Origin of the sequence: Erysipelothrix sp. HDW6C (assembly GCF_011299615.1) — a bacterium.
GTDB lineage: Bacteria > Bacillota_I > Bacilli_A > Erysipelotrichales > Erysipelotrichaceae > Erysipelothrix.
Window position 1 is genome coordinate 2,330,002 of the sequence record NZ_CP049861.1, and the last position, 18,017, is coordinate 2,348,018.

Annotated in this window: 21 protein-coding genes and 1 tRNA gene; all 22 read right to left on the reverse strand. The window is 40.6% G+C overall.

Annotated features, from left to right (window positions below; translation table 11 throughout):
* Positions 1 to 5: 5 nt before the first annotated feature.
* The 22 genes from G7062_RS11240 to G7062_RS11345 all read right to left on the reverse strand — a co-directional run bounded on the left by G7062_RS11240 (position 6) and on the right by G7062_RS11345 (position 17,980).
* The gene (locus tag G7062_RS11240) at positions 6 to 470 is read right to left on the reverse strand and encodes a hypothetical protein (protein ID WP_166066006.1); all 465 of its coding nucleotides are present in this window, start codon (positions 468 to 470) and stop codon (positions 6 to 8) included.
* The gene (locus G7062_RS11245) at positions 470 to 3,256 is read right to left on the reverse strand and encodes a tail fiber domain-containing protein (RefSeq protein WP_166066007.1); all 2,787 of its coding nucleotides are present in this window, start codon (positions 3,254 to 3,256) and stop codon (positions 470 to 472) included. Before G7062_RS11245 ends, G7062_RS11240 begins: the two co-directional genes overlap by 1 nt.
* Entirely contained in the window at positions 3,257 to 3,634 is a 378-nt protein-coding gene (locus G7062_RS11250; RefSeq protein ID WP_166066008.1) for a hypothetical protein, read from the reverse strand. It abuts the gene before it with no gap.
* Entirely contained in the window at positions 3,621 to 6,266 is a 2,646-nt protein-coding gene (locus G7062_RS11255) for a hypothetical protein (RefSeq protein ID WP_166066009.1), read from the reverse strand. Before G7062_RS11255 ends, G7062_RS11250 begins: the two co-directional genes overlap by 14 nt.
* The gene (locus G7062_RS11260) at positions 6,259 to 6,819 is read right to left on the reverse strand and encodes a Gp15 family bacteriophage protein (RefSeq protein WP_166066126.1); all 561 of its coding nucleotides are present in this window, start codon (positions 6,817 to 6,819) and stop codon (positions 6,259 to 6,261) included. Before G7062_RS11260 ends, G7062_RS11255 begins: the two co-directional genes overlap by 8 nt.
* Complete coding sequence (locus G7062_RS11265; RefSeq protein WP_166066010.1) at positions 6,813 to 7,259, reverse strand: hypothetical protein; 447 nt, start codon at positions 7,257 to 7,259, stop codon at positions 6,813 to 6,815. The genes G7062_RS11260 and G7062_RS11265 overlap by 7 nt, the downstream gene beginning before the upstream one ends.
* Positions 7,260 to 7,348: 89 nt before the next feature.
* Positions 7,349 to 7,843, reverse strand: a complete 495-nt coding sequence (locus G7062_RS11270; RefSeq protein WP_166066011.1) for a hypothetical protein — start codon at positions 7,841 to 7,843, stop codon at positions 7,349 to 7,351.
* 11 nt (positions 7,844 to 7,854) lie between these two features.
* Positions 7,855 to 8,268 carry a hypothetical protein gene (locus G7062_RS11275; protein ID WP_166066012.1) on the reverse strand — a complete coding sequence of 138 codons (414 nt, stop codon included), beginning with the start codon at positions 8,266 to 8,268 and terminating at the stop codon, positions 7,855 to 7,857.
* 3 nt (positions 8,269 to 8,271) lie between these two features.
* The gene (locus tag G7062_RS11280) at positions 8,272 to 8,703 is read right to left on the reverse strand and encodes a minor capsid protein (RefSeq protein ID WP_166066013.1); all 432 of its coding nucleotides are present in this window, start codon (positions 8,701 to 8,703) and stop codon (positions 8,272 to 8,274) included.
* Entirely contained in the window at positions 8,703 to 9,089 is a 387-nt protein-coding gene (locus G7062_RS11285) for a DUF3379 domain-containing protein (protein ID WP_166066014.1), read from the reverse strand. The genes G7062_RS11280 and G7062_RS11285 overlap by 1 nt, the downstream gene beginning before the upstream one ends.
* Position 9,090: 1 nt before the next feature.
* On the reverse strand, positions 9,091 to 9,498 hold the full coding sequence (locus G7062_RS11290) for a hypothetical protein (protein ID WP_166066015.1): 408 nt from the start codon (positions 9,496 to 9,498) through the stop codon (positions 9,091 to 9,093).
* A gap of 2 nt (positions 9,499 to 9,500) precedes the next feature.
* Positions 9,501 to 9,608, reverse strand: a complete 108-nt coding sequence (locus tag G7062_RS11645; protein WP_166066016.1) for a Rho termination factor N-terminal domain-containing protein — start codon at positions 9,606 to 9,608, stop codon at positions 9,501 to 9,503.
* A gap of 20 nt (positions 9,609 to 9,628) precedes the next feature.
* Positions 9,629 to 10,579 carry a major capsid protein gene (locus G7062_RS11300; RefSeq protein ID WP_166066017.1) on the reverse strand — a complete coding sequence of 317 codons (951 nt, stop codon included), beginning with the start codon at positions 10,577 to 10,579 and terminating at the stop codon, positions 9,629 to 9,631.
* 15 nt (positions 10,580 to 10,594) lie between these two features.
* Complete coding sequence (locus G7062_RS11305; protein ID WP_166066018.1) at positions 10,595 to 11,167, reverse strand: phage scaffolding protein; 573 nt, start codon at positions 11,165 to 11,167, stop codon at positions 10,595 to 10,597.
* Between the two features lie 207 nt (positions 11,168 to 11,374).
* On the reverse strand, positions 11,375 to 13,033 hold the full coding sequence (locus tag G7062_RS11310; RefSeq protein ID WP_166066019.1) for a phage minor capsid protein: 1,659 nt from the start codon (positions 13,031 to 13,033) through the stop codon (positions 11,375 to 11,377).
* Positions 13,034 to 13,039: 6 nt separating this feature from the next.
* Entirely contained in the window at positions 13,040 to 14,425 is a 1,386-nt protein-coding gene (locus tag G7062_RS11315) for a phage portal protein (RefSeq protein ID WP_166066020.1), read from the reverse strand.
* Positions 14,426 to 15,826 (reverse strand): PBSX family phage terminase large subunit, encoded by a 1,401-nt coding sequence (locus G7062_RS11320; protein WP_166066021.1) that lies wholly within the window; start codon positions 15,824 to 15,826, stop codon positions 14,426 to 14,428. It abuts the gene before it with no gap.
* Positions 15,813 to 16,340 (reverse strand): terminase small subunit, encoded by a 528-nt coding sequence (locus G7062_RS11325; protein WP_371741494.1) that lies wholly within the window; start codon positions 16,338 to 16,340, stop codon positions 15,813 to 15,815. Before G7062_RS11325 ends, G7062_RS11320 begins: the two co-directional genes overlap by 14 nt.
* A 179-nt stretch (positions 16,341 to 16,519) precedes the next feature.
* Complete coding sequence (locus G7062_RS11330) at positions 16,520 to 16,741, reverse strand: hypothetical protein (protein ID WP_166066023.1); 222 nt, start codon at positions 16,739 to 16,741, stop codon at positions 16,520 to 16,522.
* A complete protein-coding gene (locus tag G7062_RS11335) occupies positions 16,738 to 16,998 on the reverse strand; it encodes a hypothetical protein (RefSeq protein WP_166066024.1) in 261 nt (86 codons plus the stop codon). Before G7062_RS11335 ends, G7062_RS11330 begins: the two co-directional genes overlap by 4 nt.
* 677 nt (positions 16,999 to 17,675) lie before the next feature.
* A tRNA-Trp gene (locus G7062_RS11340) sits at positions 17,676 to 17,749 on the reverse strand.
* Positions 17,750 to 17,797: 48 nt separating this feature from the next.
* Positions 17,798 to 17,980 (reverse strand): hypothetical protein, encoded by a 183-nt coding sequence (locus G7062_RS11345; RefSeq protein ID WP_166066025.1) that lies wholly within the window; start codon positions 17,978 to 17,980, stop codon positions 17,798 to 17,800.
* Between the last annotated feature and the right edge of the window lie 37 nt (positions 17,981 to 18,017).

Genomic DNA, 18,017 nt, shown 5'->3' on the forward strand with positions numbered 1-18,017 from the left:
TCCCTCTATTTCCAACGACCTTTCGCAATACTTACAACATTTTCTGTCGCTATCCTTGCAGTAAAACTAGAAAAAAAGTAAATTATCGCACTTATTCCTGTAATGTTTATTACATTTGGTACAATTAATTGACTCAAAGAACCGCTTGAAGTAGAGGCTCCCACATATGGAGGAACAATAAAAGGAATTGGGAACACCCAGGTTACCCCGCCTTGTCCCAGACTTCCGTACTCTCTCATCATCGTCATTTCTCCGCTCGCCATCTTCACCCAGTAAGTTCCATCTGTAAATCCATGATCTAGCACATAGTCACTTGATGTTTTATTAATCATTTCTTTCAATGCGCCACTCATTCCGTTCAAGAAATCAGCGCTTACTATGTTAGTTGATGTCGACGCTTTTGGCTTATCCTCTATATCATAGTCTTCCCAATTCTCTGCCGGGATGATGTTTTCTAAATCTTCAGGCATTAAATCTCCTCCTTATCTAATAGTAGCTTTTCGAGTCTAGTCATCCTTGCTTCATGGTTTTCTAACTGCTCTCTCATATGTCTGTTCTCTTCTTCTAGACGTTTGCTACGTCTATCTACAACAGCAATGCGAATTACCTTAATTTCTGCATAAAGCAATGACAAGTAACTCTCGTCTTTTTGAAGCATCTTGAATTTCTTCATCCACTCATTCGCGTCATGGTATCCCCAAACTATTGAGCAATACTTAAACAATGCTCTTTCGACATCCTGACCTATATATCCAACACTGAACTTGTCGTCATGAATTGTCTCAAACGACATTTCTTGTACATCCTCGAAGCAGTCAAGAAGTAATGGATCAATTGGAGCAATGTTTCTCTTATATCTTTTATCAGATGCGACATTGGGTTGATTTTGAAGGTAAATATATTCCCATCTTGCGCTTCCGTTTCCAATCCATTTAGAACCTGCGAATGACGAAGGATAAACACCTGTTGCCGTAAGTGTGTTTGAATTCAAGTTTGATGTTACTGTCAATCTACTCATTGTTACAAAGTCGATAGCGTTGTTCGCTCTAATTGTGTCAGACCTTAAAGATGTCGTCTGTAAATCGTCGAAATATCCTGTTGTTGTATTGTTATCGAAATTCTTATATATGACCCAATCACTAGCGGTGCCGCCGATATTTTTATTTATAGATAGACCACCATTTTTACCAAGAATTAATGTGAATTGGCTCCCATACATTCCTAAAGTATCGTTAGCATTCCAGTTTTTTAGCTTCACTTCGCCTATTCTAATTTCTTTATTTTCAGAATCGAAAGCAATTTTCCCGCCTTCCGATTGAATAGAGCCATACATGTATACCTGTTCTTCGCCATCAATTGTGACAACTTTAAATATATCTTTTGTTCTATCTTCGTTTTGAACTAAAAAATTCTTACCGTACACCCTTATGCCTTCCCTTGCAGTGATTTCAACGCCTGCATTGTGAATATCATCCGACACTTCAGTAATTTTTACCGTCAATCTGTTGTCTAACAACGTCACTAAGTTTCGCGCATAAATCTTCACATCGTTTGCATCTTCGCTCCAGCCCACAGGATTACCTCGAACGAACATTTCTTCCGCAATATTAAACAATGAATCATCGCGTGTGACGAATTCTAAGCTCGCCCACATCGTTAATTGAGCCGGAGTGAATGAGATTGCCTCAATCATCTTTTGACCATCTAGCGTGTGCTTGGTGCGGTTTATGAGTTCTTCCTTTTCGTTGTACTCATTGATGTATAAATCAAACGGAGTGTTTCCGATTGTCCGTTTGCAGCGATAGGAGTAAATGCTATCAGGAACAATAAACGCCTTTTCTGATTTCGCTGTTCCTACAGTGTAGAACTGCTTTGACTTACCGCTTAGTGATAATCCATCGTCAACAACATCGAATGTCGGACTTTGCATAGTGCGGGTTCTTTCGGGAGCTCGGAATATTGTTCTCAATCCACCTTGCTCGAAAGTCCATAATGGATAGGTATTGTTTTCAATTTCTAGTAAAGCGTTGAGGTTTGGAATCAAATTGAATCCCACTGCTGTCGACCTAACCAAAAGTTCGATGCTGTCTAGGTCTTGTGTGATGGAGGTTGTTCTATCGCTACGGTCGCCAATCTCTTCTACTAGAGTTTGAATTTTCCCGTTTTGTTGATCAACCATAAGATATACATTTAAACCCTGTCTGCGTCGGTCGGTATAAACGACAAATTCGCTCTGAACATTGGCTGTCAAATCACTCCCTAGCATTTCTTGGAATCCAGTTGTTGCTGTCCACGTTCCTTTTGTGATGTATGACCGATATGTCTCGCCGTCTTTATCAACAAAGGAGACGTAATCACCAAATTTCATTGTTAGATATCCAAACCCCGAATATTCGAAAGGAACATATCTCACTGCGCTGATACTATCAAAGATTCCTGGCGTTAATTCCTCTCTGCGTTTATCAATGATTTGATTGTTCGCAAAGACTAATTCCACTCTTTCATCAAGCGGAATATCTTCCCAGTTTTCAGGATAAGCATAGTTATCGTGTTGCGGTTCCCTTGAAACGTTCAATACGTTCGCCGGCCCCCAACTCTTTTCTCGTTTCATCGTCTTTTCGCCACTTGAGATTTCATCAATAATTACATGATTAATTTCTTTTACGACAAGAGAATCATTTTCGATTGATATAGTGGAATTGCAAAATTGAGCAATCTGTTCGAGTGCATCCATATATGTATGGTCGTTATTGCTCCATTTATCTTCTTCAATGACATGATTACTTCGTGTCCAAGTGTCGACTGCCAACGGTATTCCGAGAAGCGCACAAATAGCCTCCACTGTGTTCTTTATCGTGTTTGGGTATGTTATTCCCAAATCGTTTAAATTCCATGTAGCGTACGCCCTAGCAAGTAAGTCGTATGCATTGGTAATCGTTGTTTCGTTTTGATCGTCAGAATACTCATATCCACCCCTTGCAACGATAAATGTTCCGAAGTTGTACCACGTAATTTCTTCATCAGTTGGATCCTGTGTCAAGTTCATATCCCACACACCGAGTTCTACCTTAATGTCTGTGTTGTCCAAATCAAGTCGTCCGGGAATGGTTGCGGTTAGACTTTGCACTGAAGGCTTCCATAAGTTACTATCGAAAGAAACTTTAAAATCTTTTATATCTTCAATAACTTCATTAGTTGAAAGGAGCGTGATACGTTTCCGCATTCCGCTCCCTAATGTTTGCAATAACTCTTTCAATTAAGCACCTCTTTTCGTTGAGATAAAATTCACTTTGATTCTGTCGTAATTTCCGGCTAACGCTTTTCTTAAACTCACTCCGAATGAGTTGGAATAAAAAACTGACGTCGCTTTTTCTTTAGTAAGTGGGTTGTACCATTTAATGGTTTGTCTAGGGCTGTTGCATACTCGAATCAAATTTGATAATTCTTCACTTGTTTTTGGTGCGAACTCGATTTCAAGTTTAGGGAAAATTCCAATTAAGGTCCCCATAAACTCTCCATCTTTATAAGTTCGCCCTGTATCTTCACTCCACAATTTCTCATAGAGGACACTTAGGTCGGTGAGGATGTTAAATTCAATGTCGTTGATTTCGACTGTAAAATTATCCGATATCAAGAACAACACCTCCATTCGAATTCATTTGTCTTTTTTGTAGTTCAGAAAGTAAAATATCGACTATTGTCTTTTCGCCAATCTTGATCGTAATGTTTCCGCTGTTTCCTCCACCCATCATGTCACTTAACATCGACGCCATTTGTTCAAGGGCTCGTGTATCGTTTTCTAACGGAACAACAGCCTCTTTACCACCGTCACCAATAATTGCTTGTGTAGGTCTATTGACGACACCACCACGTTGCAATCTGTTGATTTCAGGAACGTTAATTCCTGCGCCTCCAATACCAGGAACCCAGTCAGGAATCTTGATTTTGTTCGCTTGACGAATAAAGAAGTTTAGTGCATCAATGATTACGTTAATAGGAATTTTGAATATATTCGCAATACCATCAATAATATTGGTAAAGATTGAAACGATTCCTCCCCATGCTCGCGACCAGTCGCCGGAGAATACACCTGCGATGAAATCGATTAAGCCTTTGAAGATTCCTTTGATATTCCCAATTACCTTTTGAACACCGCTAACCATTCCGTTAATGATGCCTGACCAAAACTCGCCGATTCCTTTCATGAATCCTACAACAAAGTTTTTCATAGCAAGGAATTTATCAATAATGTTTTGAATAGCATCTCTTGCGCGTTGTTTGATAGTCTCCCAACCTTTAGAAATGTTAGTTTTTAAATCGTTCCACCACTTTTGAATGCTTTCGATACAACCGTTCCACCATTCAACAATTGCATCAATCGCGCCTGTGAACCCCTCTTTTATACCTTCCCATGTTTCACTAAACCACAACCCAATGCTTTCTAGTGTCTCTGTGAAGAAGTTTACAATGTCTTCCCAGTGATTCCAAAGTACGAGAATTACTGCGATAACCGCCGTTATCGCTATGACAATCCAGCCAAATGGACTAATTGCGTTGAAAATAGCTGTTGCAGCGTTTATCAACACCATCGCAGCTTGATAAGCGAGAAGAGCGGTCACTATAACACCAATTGTTACTGCGATCGCTTGTGCGACAGGATCTCCTTCTTCCAACGCCTTCAAGAAGTTGTCTGCCGCATTCGCAACCTCATCGAATACGACCTGTAACCCCTCGAATATAGACTTCAAAACTTCCCAAGTTCCTGTTGCGAATTTCTTTCCGATTGTGTTCCAAAAGATTCTAAAAGATTCAATCACAACCGCAACAATTCCGCCAAGTGCATCAATCAGTGAAAACACAGTATTTAAACCTACAGGCACAAAGTCCGTCAAGAACCAATGAATCAAAGGCTCCACAAAGTCTTTCAAGAGTTTATCGATTACCGGATTAAGCCTTTCGATGACTTTAGCAACCGTATTAAGACCTTTGGGGACAATGTTTTCTGCCATCAATTTGATGAATGGACCAAGCGAGTTATTCACAACCCTAGTGATGCTATCTCCAATAATGGTGAATGTAGCGCTTCCGACTTTCTTCAATCTTTCAAATGATTGTTCAAGCGGTGCAAAGTCGATGCTTTTAAGAATATCTAAGAATGGTTTGAATCTCTCTGCCATTCCCAGAATCCATTCTTCGAATTTCGATGTATCAGGAACGGGAACGCTTATGTCACCAACTCCGCTTCCGCCACCCCCTGAATTGTCGTTGGAATCCGAAGTCAATTTATCTACTTCATCAAATCCCGCGAGCATTCTTTTTAATTCTTTATTTGTTTCTTTCACTCCACTAGCAATCCCGCTTGTGTTTTTGCTTGCGCTTTTGGATGCGAGGTCAACTCCGAAGAATATCTTTAACACTTGGGATAAGTAACCAACTAAGGTAGCGGCGAGGTTAACTAAGAACTGAATCACCGGAGCTAGAGCGTTTGATAACGTACTCGTTATAGATTCAAGCTGTGCTTTAGTTCTTTGTGCAGCCACATCGTTTGAGTTCATCCATGTCGTTGCCAATCTTGATAGCATCGTATAAATTGAACGGATAGAAAAAAGCGCCAATGCATAGCGCCCTAATTTTCCAATACCTTTATTGACAGAGTTCGTCATATTCGTTGCAGCTTTGCTGGCTCTATCGAGATTTGGAGGAATCTTTTTTGATTCAGTGTCTGATTCCCTAAGTGTATCTTTAAACTTGACTATCTTGTCAGTTGATTGAGCAACCTTTTCGTCGAGTTTATTGAATTCTGCAGTAGTCTTTTTTAGTTGATCTGCAAGTTTCGTTTCGTCTCCAACTTCCTTCATTTGCTCAACGAGCTTATCAGATGCAGCAGTCATTTCTGAAAAGTTGGTTTTAGACTGTGCCAGTTCATCTGTAAACTCTTGAACCGATACAGTACCTTCTTCGAATTTCTGTTTCAATTCTTCGACATAGGCGACTTCTTCCTCGATGCCCATGTGTATTTCTTGGTTCTTCAGGTCCAAGTCATCGAGCCCTGCGAATTTTGCGGTAATATCATCAATCTTCGCAGCTTTGTCAGACATCTGAGTAACGGTTTTGTCAACCTCTTCTTCCATCTTTTTAAGATTTGCAGCCGCAGCTTGCTCTGCTTCGCCGGTTTGCTTTGAAACTTCATCTTTGAGTTCCTTCAATTCCTTCTTTGCATTTGCAACGTTAATTGTTGTGTCAATTTCGATATGCCCATTAGCCATTTGTTTCACCTCCCTCTATTTCATTCATAAGTTCTGCAAGTGTTGGTTTTGCAACTTCCTTGCCTTTTAGTTTGTACCGTTTTTGGGCCTCTTCGACATTTCTTCGATGCTTTGGATCTTTAATATCAGATAGCTTTGTTGTGCGAATTTCTCGAACGTTATTAATTAGCGTTCCGTTCAGCGACTCGATTAAGTCGATAAACTTCCAAAAATGGATTTCCTTTTCCCGAATATCAATTGCTGGAAATTGCGTTTCAATTGATATTGCAATAAGCGGTAAGTCTTGAACAATATCGATGTCATGAACACGGGTCTTTTGAACCTCTAATTCTTCACCTCTTTGTAAGTAAAGGACAGCCTTATCTAGCATGAAAACATCCTTAGGTGCATCTTTACCAAACAGCATCGTTAATACGCCGTAGGTGCGCTCCTTTGGGCTCACATCAGAATCTATAAGAGACATACACCGCAATCCGACGGTGTAACTTGTGTTAATCGGATAATACTCACCGTTAGGATGCTTTACCTTAGTAGGGTATTTAATGTTTACAATACGTCATCATCCTTTTCGACTGAGTATTTGGCATCCCATTCAGTCATTTCTTCTTGCGCTTTCTTCATTGCTGGCTCAAACTCTTTTTCCAACATGTCGAAGAACACTTTGTACTTCGCTGGTGACATTGATCCTAAGAATATTTTCTGATATGTCCCTTCGCCCAGTAATTCGTCAATGTTTTTGTTAACGACCGATAATTCCTCACGAGTGATTCGTAGTAATTGACGGGTTAGCACTCGTTCATCGGCGTACTCTTTTTCGGCCTTCTTTGTGCGACGTTCGATATTGGCTGATGATGTCGCGAACGAATCTTGAAGAGCAAATAACCCATCTAATCGAGCGATATCTGTTACATCCAGTGTGATGTTAACTATTTCTCCTCGTTCGTTCTCAACTTCAACAACATGTGCGTTTTCGTTTTTAATCTTGTATGTCATGGTTTCTCCTTAAATAAAAAAGGGGATTTACTCCCCTTTGTCTGTATCTTCAACCTTTACGGTCTTAGTCTTACGCGTTACGCGGCTAACTACTCCCCCGTTGCTGCGGTGAATGTAGCGGTTTCTGCAACTTTATCAACCGTTGCGGTTCCTTCGATTGGGTCGCCGTTGAGTGAAATGTCGTAGTTAAGCATGAGTGCCTCTCCACCTGATCCACCTTTTTCGTTGATGATAACTGTTGCTGCGTGTTTTGTTGCTTTGAACGCTTTATACGGGTAGACGATTAACACGTCGGTGTTTAAGTCTGATCCAACTGCGAATTTCATTGCCAATTCATCCACGAAGTCAAACACAGGTACACCTGCCCAACCTTCAGTTGGAGCGTTAAGTTGCGCTTCATATCCTGTTACGGATGTGTTTGCGTTTAATTGATGAATGTATTGCTTTGTATCGACTTTAGGGTTATATGAAAGCATTTGTTCCTCGACACCCATTCCAATAAGATTGAACTTTGGCGCTGCTGTTGTACCAGTGTTCATGAACACTAGCATGTCAGGGCGCAATAATTGTTTAATTTCTGCCATTGGCTTCTCCTTTATTTTAGATATATAAAAAGCAACCCAACTAGGTAGATTGCTTGTGTTTGGTCTGCTGACACAGCTTGTAAGTATGGTGTTGTGTCAACTTTCATACTTTGAATTCGCGGTATCATTGGGTATTCTTCTTTATCGTTTTGTTGCTCAATCCATTCCTGAAAATCCTTTAGAAATGACGAGTTATCAACATTTACTTCCAACGCTTTGTCGTAGTCAAATACACACTGCAATGTTACTCTGTATTCCCTACGTGTTACACCGTTCAAGAAAGTATTAAGTATTCCCCCATTCACCATCTGTTCTTCAATCAACGAAAACGAGGTGGCGTATTCAGGAAGATACTCAACGTTAAAGATATCTGTTTCTTCAATTTTCGAGAACCCTCTCAAGAATCCTCTTACTGCTTCAATCATGTGTTAACCTCCATTCATTTTCTTTTGCGCCGCCTTGATCAACGCATCACCTTTAACGGCCATCATTCTCACATCCCATTTAGGTCCAGTTAACGAACCTCCGTGATACTTAAGTTCTTCTGCTGTTTTCACCTTTACCGTATTGGGCCTGCTCCAAAAACCATAGGACGGGCTGAAGAACGCACCCTTCTTCGTAATTGGGTCAACATACTTTAAACCAGTGTACTGGTAGTGGGCATAGGCGCTTTCGTAAGCGATAGCGGTATTGCTTTTAATGAACTTGAAGTTTTGCCTTAATGCAAACCCAAGAACTGGGGTAAATGGGTCCATCAACCTTTTAGCTTCGTTTGTCACAAATGACTGAACTTTCCCTCCAGGTAATACACCTGCTTCACCAAGTATCGTTCCAATGCTATCAAGTTTGACCTTACCCATTACTTGACCCCAAGAACGAAATGATGTGGAAGAACAAATGAATAGTTGTTGTGATCAACACTTTCGATAGTGTAGTGTTCGAGCCCCTTGAGGTCTTTTACACTTTCGATTTCCTTGTCGTATTCGCCTATAACAACATAGGATGTTTTTGATAAGGTAAATCCCTCCCCTTTAAACTCGTTAGGGGTAACATACTTACTCATATCAAGGTCTTTCTCGTAAACGAACACTTTCCCTTGGTCTGACGAGGTTACCTGTACAGAACCCAATTGTACCGCTTGTGTTGGATTAAACTTACAATGTTTAATGAAGTGGCGTTTGTACTTCGTTTCTCCCTTATCGAGGTAAGGATTGAAAATTGTTATTGAATGAGGTAAGAAGTCCATGCTAAATACCTCGATTCAATAGGTTCGTGGGGTATAGGTACTTTTGCATAATGCGTATTCCCTTGTTTGTGGTATCTTCCTCAAGTTTCTTAACCATACTTTCGCTAGATTTAAAACTTACGGAATGATCAGTCACAGTTTCCGAATTGATGCCGCTGTAATATGCATTGTCTGCGTTTTTTGCCTTCTCTAAAAGATTGTCACTCATGAATAAGTTGTCAATCATTTCCTTCAAAGTAATTCGGACGAGTTCTCCTCGTGTTGAATTGAGGACCTTTTGAATCAAGTGGCGAGACTTCATAGTGTACGAATCAAGAGCTAATCTAGCCCTCAACTCATACGCATTGAACATTTCGAGGGTAACCGATGTACCACCGAACTCTTGATACTCTTCAAATGTTAGATACATGGTTAACTCCTCTCAATCAACTCGATTATTTGTTGTTTTGTAGCCTTACTAGGTATGTCAATACCTAGGGAATCCGCCATTTCTAGCAGTTCACCCTTTGTCATCGACATATCATATCCACGTAAGGCTGTTATTCCCCCACAACTTTAATGTTTTTTACGATTGCAACAGAATTCAACTTCTTCGCAACAATCGCCGCAACGAATTCAACATCGCCTGTGTGGACCGCTTTCGCTTCATTGAAGTTCGGTAAATGAATTTCGACAAGCGGTGATCCATCAGGCGAAACACCGTGAACTCCATCCATTCCTTCACGCCATAGGTAGATATCAGTTAAACCAGTCGCACTGGTTTCGATGATTTCATCGGCAGTACCTGGTTTGTAACCCATCCCAACAATACGGGTTGCTCCATACCAGTAAACAACATGACCCAATTCGTCACGAGTATATGATACATTAGGGATTGTATCGGCAATGGTTTGGAAAATTGCGAACATATCACTATTCATTCCCATGTGTGTGAAACCTTCTGTTCCTTTGAATGCTTGGCGTAGTGCATACAGCAATTGTTGTCCATTTGCCTTAATTTTGGACGCGTCTGACAGGTCTAATGACTCTGCATCCACAATGTGCGCACTTCGTGATTCTGCAATCGCCTTGAGTCCATCAAATTGAAGTACATCAGTTGATTTACTTCCGTTGATGAATAGATCATGGAATAGAGCAACTGCAGCTTTTGCTTTTTCACGAGATTGGAAAGTGACCAAGTCGATTACTTGTCGTTCGTCACGTGCCAATACTCGGTCAATTTGCCATGAACCACCCATGATCTTTAAGTTTGTTGTTTCTTGGTTTGTTGCAGCTTGTTGTGGTACATACTCTGTATTTAACGCACGAGGCGCTGCATCTGATTGTGTTGTTACTCGGTTATATACATAGGTCAACGATACCCCGTTGGATTTCGCTGTATCGTCAAACGGTAATGTTGCTAGAACCGGACTTGCGATAAAGTCGTCGATAATTTCATTTGTTAACTTGTCTTGTGACAGTTCTTTTGCTTGCGCTAATGTTACTGGCATTTATATGCCCTCCTTTTATCTGTATAGTTTTTCTTTTAAATCTTCTTCCAAAGTCTTTTCTCTCTTCGGAGGCGTTCCTGCAGCTGCACCAGTGGCCTTTACTTCACTACTCAAGTGTTTAAGGTCTCCACTTAATTGCTCGCTAAGGTATTCTGAAAACCCAATAATTTGACCATCTTTGAATTCAGACTCTTTCGCTTTGTTGTAAACGTGTGCCCTCAACGCTACTGTGTCTTTAGTACCGCTTTGAGCAATCGCTACATCCACTGCAGCGTTGAACTGATTGTCTCTGAGTTGTTGTTCCCAAGTTTCTTTTTCTTGGTCGTACTTCGATTGCAAATCATTAAGTTTCTGTGTTGTTTCTTCGCCGGTTGACGTTTTCTTCAACTCCTCGATGTCTGTGTCTCGCTGAGCCAGTTGTTCCTTGTACGTCTCGGAATCTTTAACCGCTGTGTCATACTTTGCTTTATCAACATAATTACCCGATGTCAGGTCTGCTAACTTGATGTCTTTACCCTCAAGCTCAGTGGATAATGCGTTGTATGTTTCTTCAGTTACTAATCCTTTCAACACTTCAATATTCGGCATATTTTTTCTCCTGTGTTTTTTAAACGACGTTCTCTCGTCCTAGTGGCTCGTTTAAATGTCGTGAGCTTGACCACTCGCTAATTTATAAACGCCCGTATCGAGTAAGGGGCATAATAAAAGACGGAATCGTCCGCCTTGATTTATTGCTTAATTTTGGTATAATCTAAATATGAAGAGGTAATCTCGTGGTCCACTTGGACTTTGCGGTTACCTCTTTCTTTTGTATATCGCTATTAATTCATCTCCCTTCTTTAGGATTGCTGTTTCAACAAACTGTGTATTAAACGAAGTGAAGAGATTTTTTGTCTGATTGTCTAGGTTAGCAACGCTTAGTTTCGTCTCGTCTGTAATATCTATTACAAAGTTGTTAGCTTGTTGCTTACCTTTCCTTACTCGGTCCCTCACAACGTCTTTACCACTACCTTTGATGCTCTTTAAATCCCAATTTTCACCCATAAAGATATAATCGCTGGATGAAAGTGTTTGACCATTGACGCTTGGTCTCGGAACTAATCGAACATCTTCATTAAATGTACTCTTTAACCAATCTGCATTCTTAATTTCCTCACTTCCAAAGTCCATATCTAAATGCGCGTTTTGATTTGTATATGTCTCCCCATTAACATTTACGTAATCATTTTCTATAACGCTACCTACACGATTAGGATCAACATTGTCTAGCCACTCTTGTGTTACGTTCGAATACGCAAGATTATCTGGTACCTTAGTTTTCTTAGGCTCAACAATTCTTTCTCTACTATAATCACGGGTTAGGTTGTCGTTGTTTTTAAAGTAGGCGTCGAGTTTATCAAGCCTATTCTTGAGTAGTTTTTTTGAACCCCTCACTTCGTTGTCTAGTCGTTCTTTATCTTCGATTGACATGTCATCCGTGTAGAGTTCTTTCAATGCACTTATGCGGCGCTTAGCTTCTCTTACACCTCTTTCATACATGCGTTGTTTTTGTTCTTGCGCGTATACTACTGCGTTGTCAACTTCATTAATTCTTTCATCAGGCGGAACAGAAACACCTTCGATATATGCATAATAGATATGCCGGCAGTTGACACCGCTGATGCCATCGACCTTACCCAAACCGCAAACTGTGCCGAGTTCTTCTTTTGTGTACACCTTCCCTTGCCAATTTGCATGGTTTTGATGCCCTGTTCCTTTATCTCTTGCACCTAAGTGTTGTGATACATAGAATGTTTCGGTTTCTAAGTGTTCGGCCATTACTTCGTTTGCTTTATTGGCTGATTGACCGATATTTGTCATTACGTATCTTCTTACAACAGCTTCCAATGAATACTCGACAGGTTTCCCCTCTCGCATATAAGTTGCTGTAGTTATTCCCTTTTCTGAAAGGTTCTTTACAGCCCTTGTAATCGATTGATCATAACTATAAGCGCCGACGGATTGTTCCACATACGCTTGTGTAACTATCTTTGCAAAATCTTTATTCTTGCCTTCGATAGCGTTTGTTATGAACACCTTAAGTTCGCCGTTTAACTCACGAGATATATCGTTGATTACGGGCTTGAGGTTGAGTTTTCTCGCATCTTCAAGTACTAATCCCATTTCATACGCTTTGACGAACGTCCCCATGTCTAACGACTTACTAACTGCTGTTTCGATAACGTTATGTATTCGACTTTCGGACAATTTGGTTAATCGCGATATCCTTCTTAATGTCTTTTGGTCTAGAGCGCCCATTTCTTGTAATTTCCTAATATACCAATCTGTCGAACCCCCTTGTATTTCGCCATCAACAAGCATTCTCGCGATGTCGTTAATGAGTAGGGTCTCGATTTCTCGGTAAATCGGCATTACTTCGTCAAGCAGTTTTTGGAAATCACTGTCCTTTAGCATCCTTTATCATTCGACCCCACCTTCTTCGTCGATATCCTCTTGAAGATTTTTGTCTTGATCCTGCTGTCTCTTGAAAGCCACCGCTTCTTCGCGATTCATGTTCTCTGTCTCCATAATTAACTGAATGTCCGAATAGACTCCTATGTTGTGGAGCAACAATGCTTGTTTGATTCGTGCTTCTTTGTCCTGAACAATGCTATCGTCAAAGTCGATTGCTACAGTAGTATCGAGGGTGCTTCCATATTCTAAGTAATGCAAGGCGTTCACAATTCCTACTAAAGCAGTTTCGAACGGTCTCGTGAACTTAATGCGAGTCTTGTTGAACTTACTGTTTGTAGAAACCACTTGTGTAGTGTTTGTATACACTGTTCCATCTCTAAACGAATAAGCATCGTCTCCCATACCGATTTTTCTTCCGAACATGGTGAGATTTTTTTCCAGTGCTCTCTCGAAATCCTCAACACGGAGTTGTGGAGCTTCCACTTGAATGAATCCGCCGTTTTCGAACGTTTCATCGCCATCTATTGCATAAAACAACTCTTGATTTTTATCAAAGATGGGTATTTCGATTGTTTCATCCACCTCCCCTTCAGCGGTTGCTCTTTTAATTGTTTTGAACTTCATTGCGCTTGCTTTTATATATACTCGCATCTGACCTAAATCAACCTCTTTATTAAGTGCGGTATATGAGAGGTCAACTGATTTCATTTCTGCTACTGCGTTAGCGAATATCGGAATCCCCATCGGTGAATCGATGTCGACGTTGTTTACCATTGCGGGTTTTACGAGGTAGAACATCTTATGATCTGATATTACCTCTTCCTCTACCTCGTCGTATGTTAACGAATCCCCCTCATCATCAAAGAAAAGGTTGCGAATGAGGTATTTTCCATTGTCTTGCAATTCATGGATGTTCAAGTAATAAACATTGGTTTCGTATAGCGTCAAAAACGCGACATCAATCACTTCCTTATTGCTCACTCTCAATGGATAGATTGCTCTATCGTCGTAATACTCAAGTTTCGGTCGCCCATCCTTATATGCGACAAATGCCCCGTTGCCAAGAGCGAACGTTTTTTCAACTAGGGCATTAGCATGAACAATGAAGTCCAGTGAATCAAGTGTATCGTCAATCCAAGATTGTTTTTTATCATCACCTACAGTTATCTGCATATCGGGGTTAATAATCACATCAGCCCAATCTTCGGCAGCTTTCTTGGCCATACCAAGAGTTAAACGCTCTCTATCAACCCATTCTTCGCCATTATAAGCATTGAATGAATGGAAGTCCTTTACATTCCCTTGATACCAACTTAACCATGTTGCGCTGTCTTGTTTCTCTATTAGGTCATATCCTAGTCGAGTTAGTATTTCTTCAATTCTTAGCACCACCTAATCACTCCTCTCTTCATTCGCTAAAAGCGGTCTTATTCGTTTCATGTACTTGTGTTGCTCCATTACCAGGTAACGAATCCCATCCATATCGTGGTCGTTTTCCTTTAAAGGTTTTTCAATACCTTTATCTAAGAGCAAGGGGTTGTACTGGTACATTCTAAATTCGTTAATCGCACCAAACATAGTTGGGTCAACATAAAAAGCCCTAACTGTTAGCAGGGCTTGTGTTCTTGTTATACCGGTCGAGACATCATTGTCTGCTCCGATTATTTTTATTCCTTTTCCTCGCTCTCTGAATACCTTCTTCACTTCTTCAGCGAATCCTTTGGCACTAGGGTCAATAACTATAAACACAACCGGCTGTCTTGTGAGTTGTTCAACCTTCAATACGAAGTTATACATATCTAATGCATAATCACTAACTGACTTCTGTTTTTGCTCTCGACCGCTATGCCTGTATGATGCGATACCTTGTAATGCTTTTTCTTTCATGTCTATCCCGAATGCATTGAATGTAGTGGCATTCATTTGACCATAGTCTACGCCGATACCTATATTGGTTAACTGTTGGCCGTGATAAGCTTTAATATGATTCTCATTGAACATGTGATAAATTACATCCCTTACACCGATACACTCTCCAAGCCACAACCAACGGTAATACTCTTCATCAATTCGTTTCGTCTCCTCCGCACTGTCGATAACTGCTTGCCCAATCCATTCAACCGGCATGTCTAAGTACGACACGTGGATGTGGAGCGTTTTGGGGTTCAATCCTAGACGGTTTCCATCTTCATCGTGTATGTACTTCTTTTCTTCTAACCATTGCATAACGGGGGCGTGTGGGTTCTTAGGAGGGTTGAACATGTAGAACATCCTAAAGTTATCAGCCGTGTTTCCACGAATGAATGTAGCTTTGATGTTGTCTATCTCTTCTTTGCCTCGGTCGTACCCCATTTTAAAGAACTCATTAACCTCATCCAGAGTTACTGTCTCGATAGGGAAGTTCTCATCAATCATCCCTTTAGTATCATCGGGGTTATCTGATCCGCTGAAGTAGATGGTACTGTCGTTCTTTTTTACCTTTATCATGTATGGTGCTTTACGCACAACCAACGACCTAGACTCTTTAATGCCTAATCGACTGAATGCTCGTTTGGTTTCGGTGAATACCGTTTGTCTTAATTTGTTGTGGTTCTTACGCATCATGACGTGAGCGCTTGGGTTTGTTAATGCTCTGTTTGATACGTTGATACCTTGAGCTGATGATTTACCACCAATACGTCCTGATGTGAGAATGATATCTTCTACTCCCTGTAGTTTGGTAGGGGAGGCGATGGGGTGTAGTTTCGGCATGATTTGACTTGATAGCGTGATTTGTTTTCTATTCAATGTCATTGACTACCTCCACCACGACGTAGTCTTCGTTGTCACCTCTGTCAGCTTCATTGAGTACACCATAGTGTTTTGCTAATGCTTCCGCACCTTTGAATGCGTCTGAGTTCTTTGTATCAATGTCAACAATGACGGGATCGCGTGTAGATACTTCTCTGCGTTCGCCATTGTCATCCGTCCACACTTCTTTGCGCGATAGACTAGACACTACTTGTTCTTTTTCTTCTCTTCGCATTAATCGGGTGAAGAATTCTAGCACTTCTTGCTTACTTGCTATTGTTTCAGTTTGAATAGAATCGTGAACTATTTTTTGAAGTTCTAAGAACCTTGTTTGAACCTTGGTGAGCGCAAATAGTTTAGATGCATTCTCGTCAACGCTCTTTTCTTTCCATTTCTTACTATGAGGGAACGCCTTTAGGTACGCTTGCCTTTGTGTAAGTCCTTCAACTAAGAGACCCACATATTTTTCTTGTTGTTTAGTCAGTCCAGCAGCAGACTGTTTCTTTTTAGTTGTTATGGTCTACTACCTCGCTTTCTTTTGCTTTGGCTATTTCTTTATATCTTCATATAGCGCATTGACTACGCTAATTCCCACATAGATTAGTTTGTAGATGATTATACAGAATATTAATTCAGGGCTACTGTCTATCAATACGAAGGTAACGAATATTGCGAGTGACTTCTTTTGACTTTCGCTCATTGCTCGCATGTCCCAATGATTTGCGACGTTACGGCTCTTCCCCCAGACGCACCAAGACTCTGTCCAGCCCAAATCTTAACACCGTCAACGCACAGTGTTTCTTGTCTATCAAAGATTGAACTTATTGTCGATTGTTCTTTGGGAGTTTCAGAACTTGCGTATCCCGTCAATATCATTAGCGCAATTACCAATGCTATTAGTATTGGTACCTTTTTCATGAATCGGACTCCAATAGTTCTTTTAGAGCTATGGCGAAATCGTAAATATTCTTCGCAAACCACTTAAGTGCGTCAGCAATCATCCCAAACATTTTTAACAAGGTCTCGTGCATCCGACCACACTCGTTGCCTATCACTGCATAATGATGGTTCAATTTATTTAATTGTTTCTGTCTTACCGCTGGGGATAAGTGTTCCCACTGACTTGATTGTTTGAGTGCGTGTATTTTGTTAATCGCTTCTATTGATTCAATCATTTTAATCCCTCCCTTATCACTCCGAAGTTATTTACATACTGATCACGAGATACGCATACCTCATTCTTACCAATTCTGATTTTTACTCTCTTGCGTCCTACTTTTAGGACTTCTGCCTGCGTCTTTGTGTTGATTTGACACCTTAACCCGTTAGATTCACCTATTGTTGCTCTAGTGCACACTATGATTTCGTTTCTTGTTGTCATGTTTTCCTCCAAATAAAAAGAGCATTTCTGCTCTGTTGTTTCATATAGTAGCCAACCAAGATTTATAACGTATCAGGAAAGGATGTAATTATGACTGTTGATTGGCTATTATTTGAAAGCGACACCAGGGATTTGAACCCTCGCAACTCACGCCATCATCATGACTCTCCATCATGGTGATATTGTAGTATGTCGCATATATGGTGGACTTAAGGGACTCGAACCCTGTCGTTGTGGTTTATAACGTTATTATTGACACAACTTGCAACCATTGCTCCGCCCAAAAATAAAAAGAAGATAGGCAAGGATTTGCACCTTACATTTGCCACACCCTAGTAACTACACTCTATGTTGCGTCGAATACAACTCACAGCGTAGCATTGATATACGTCTACCTATTCCGTCACTATCTTCTTTTTGTGGTTTACCACATTACAGATAATAATTTAACGCTATAGTTTTCATCCACTATGGCGGGGAAGGAAAGAGTCGAACTCACAACGACGGTTTTGGAGACCGCTGTTTTACCATTAAACTACTTCCCCATTTTATTGTCTGTAATCTAGTGCCAAGCTTTATCGCTTGGCTCAGATTTATTTCACTTCATTGAAATGCTCATTGAATTCATCCTTTGATAGTCGTATTGGGTTACCATTGAACTCAAACGCTACCGAAGGTTCTTTACGATGCACAGTTACTAAGTCGTCTACCGCAATACCAATGCGATGTCCCGACAGTTCACTGATACATGTGATTGGTTTAATGCATTTGTACATCGTAATCCCTCCTGTTGCCTTTAGGCAATTTCTTATA

Bases quoted from the DNA above. Each gene is read 5' to 3' on its own strand.
- G7062_RS11300 (WP_166066017.1), bottom strand. From the start codon at position 10,579: ATGCCAGTAACATTAGCGCAAGCAAAAGAACTGTCACAAGACAAGTTA.
- G7062_RS11275 (WP_166066012.1), bottom strand. From the start codon at position 8,268: ATGATTGAAGCAGTAAGAGGATTCTTGAGAGGGTTCTCGAAAATTGAA.
- G7062_RS11345 (WP_166066025.1), bottom strand. From the start codon at position 17,980: ATGTACAAATGCATTAAACCAATCACATGTATCAGTGAACTGTCGGGA.
- G7062_RS11285 (WP_166066014.1), bottom strand. From the start codon at position 9,089: ATGGACTTCTTACCTCATTCAATAACAATTTTCAATCCTTACCTCGAT.
- G7062_RS11330 (WP_166066023.1), bottom strand. From the start codon at position 16,741: ATGAAAAAGGTACCAATACTAATAGCATTGGTAATTGCGCTAATGATA.
- G7062_RS11305 (WP_166066018.1), bottom strand. From the start codon at position 11,167: ATGCCGAATATTGAAGTGTTGAAAGGATTAGTAACTGAAGAAACATAC.
- G7062_RS11290 (WP_166066015.1), bottom strand. From the start codon at position 9,498: ATGTATCTAACATTTGAAGAGTATCAAGAGTTCGGTGGTACATCGGTT.
- G7062_RS11645 (WP_166066016.1), bottom strand. From the start codon at position 9,608: ATGTCGATGACAAAGGGTGAACTGCTAGAAATGGCGGATTCCCTAGGT.
- G7062_RS11280 (WP_166066013.1), bottom strand. From the start codon at position 8,703: ATGGGTAAGGTCAAACTTGATAGCATTGGAACGATACTTGGTGAAGCA.
- G7062_RS11320 (WP_166066021.1), bottom strand. From the start codon at position 15,826: ATGACATTGAATAGAAAACAAATCACGCTATCAAGTCAAATCATGCCG.
- G7062_RS11335 (WP_166066024.1), bottom strand. From the start codon at position 16,998: ATGATTGAATCAATAGAAGCGATTAACAAAATACACGCACTCAAACAA.
- G7062_RS11270 (WP_166066011.1), bottom strand. From the start codon at position 7,843: ATGGCAGAAATTAAACAATTATTGCGCCCTGACATGCTAGTGTTCATG.
- G7062_RS11240 (WP_166066006.1), bottom strand. From the start codon at position 470: ATGCCTGAAGATTTAGAAAACATCATCCCGGCAGAGAATTGGGAAGAC.
- G7062_RS11255 (WP_166066009.1), bottom strand. From the start codon at position 6,266: ATGGCTAATGGGCATATCGAAATTGACACAACAATTAACGTTGCAAAT.
- G7062_RS11265 (WP_166066010.1), bottom strand. From the start codon at position 7,259: ATGACATACAAGATTAAAAACGAAAACGCACATGTTGTTGAAGTTGAG.
- G7062_RS11310 (WP_166066019.1), bottom strand. From the start codon at position 13,033: ATGCTAAAGGACAGTGATTTCCAAAAACTGCTTGACGAAGTAATGCCG.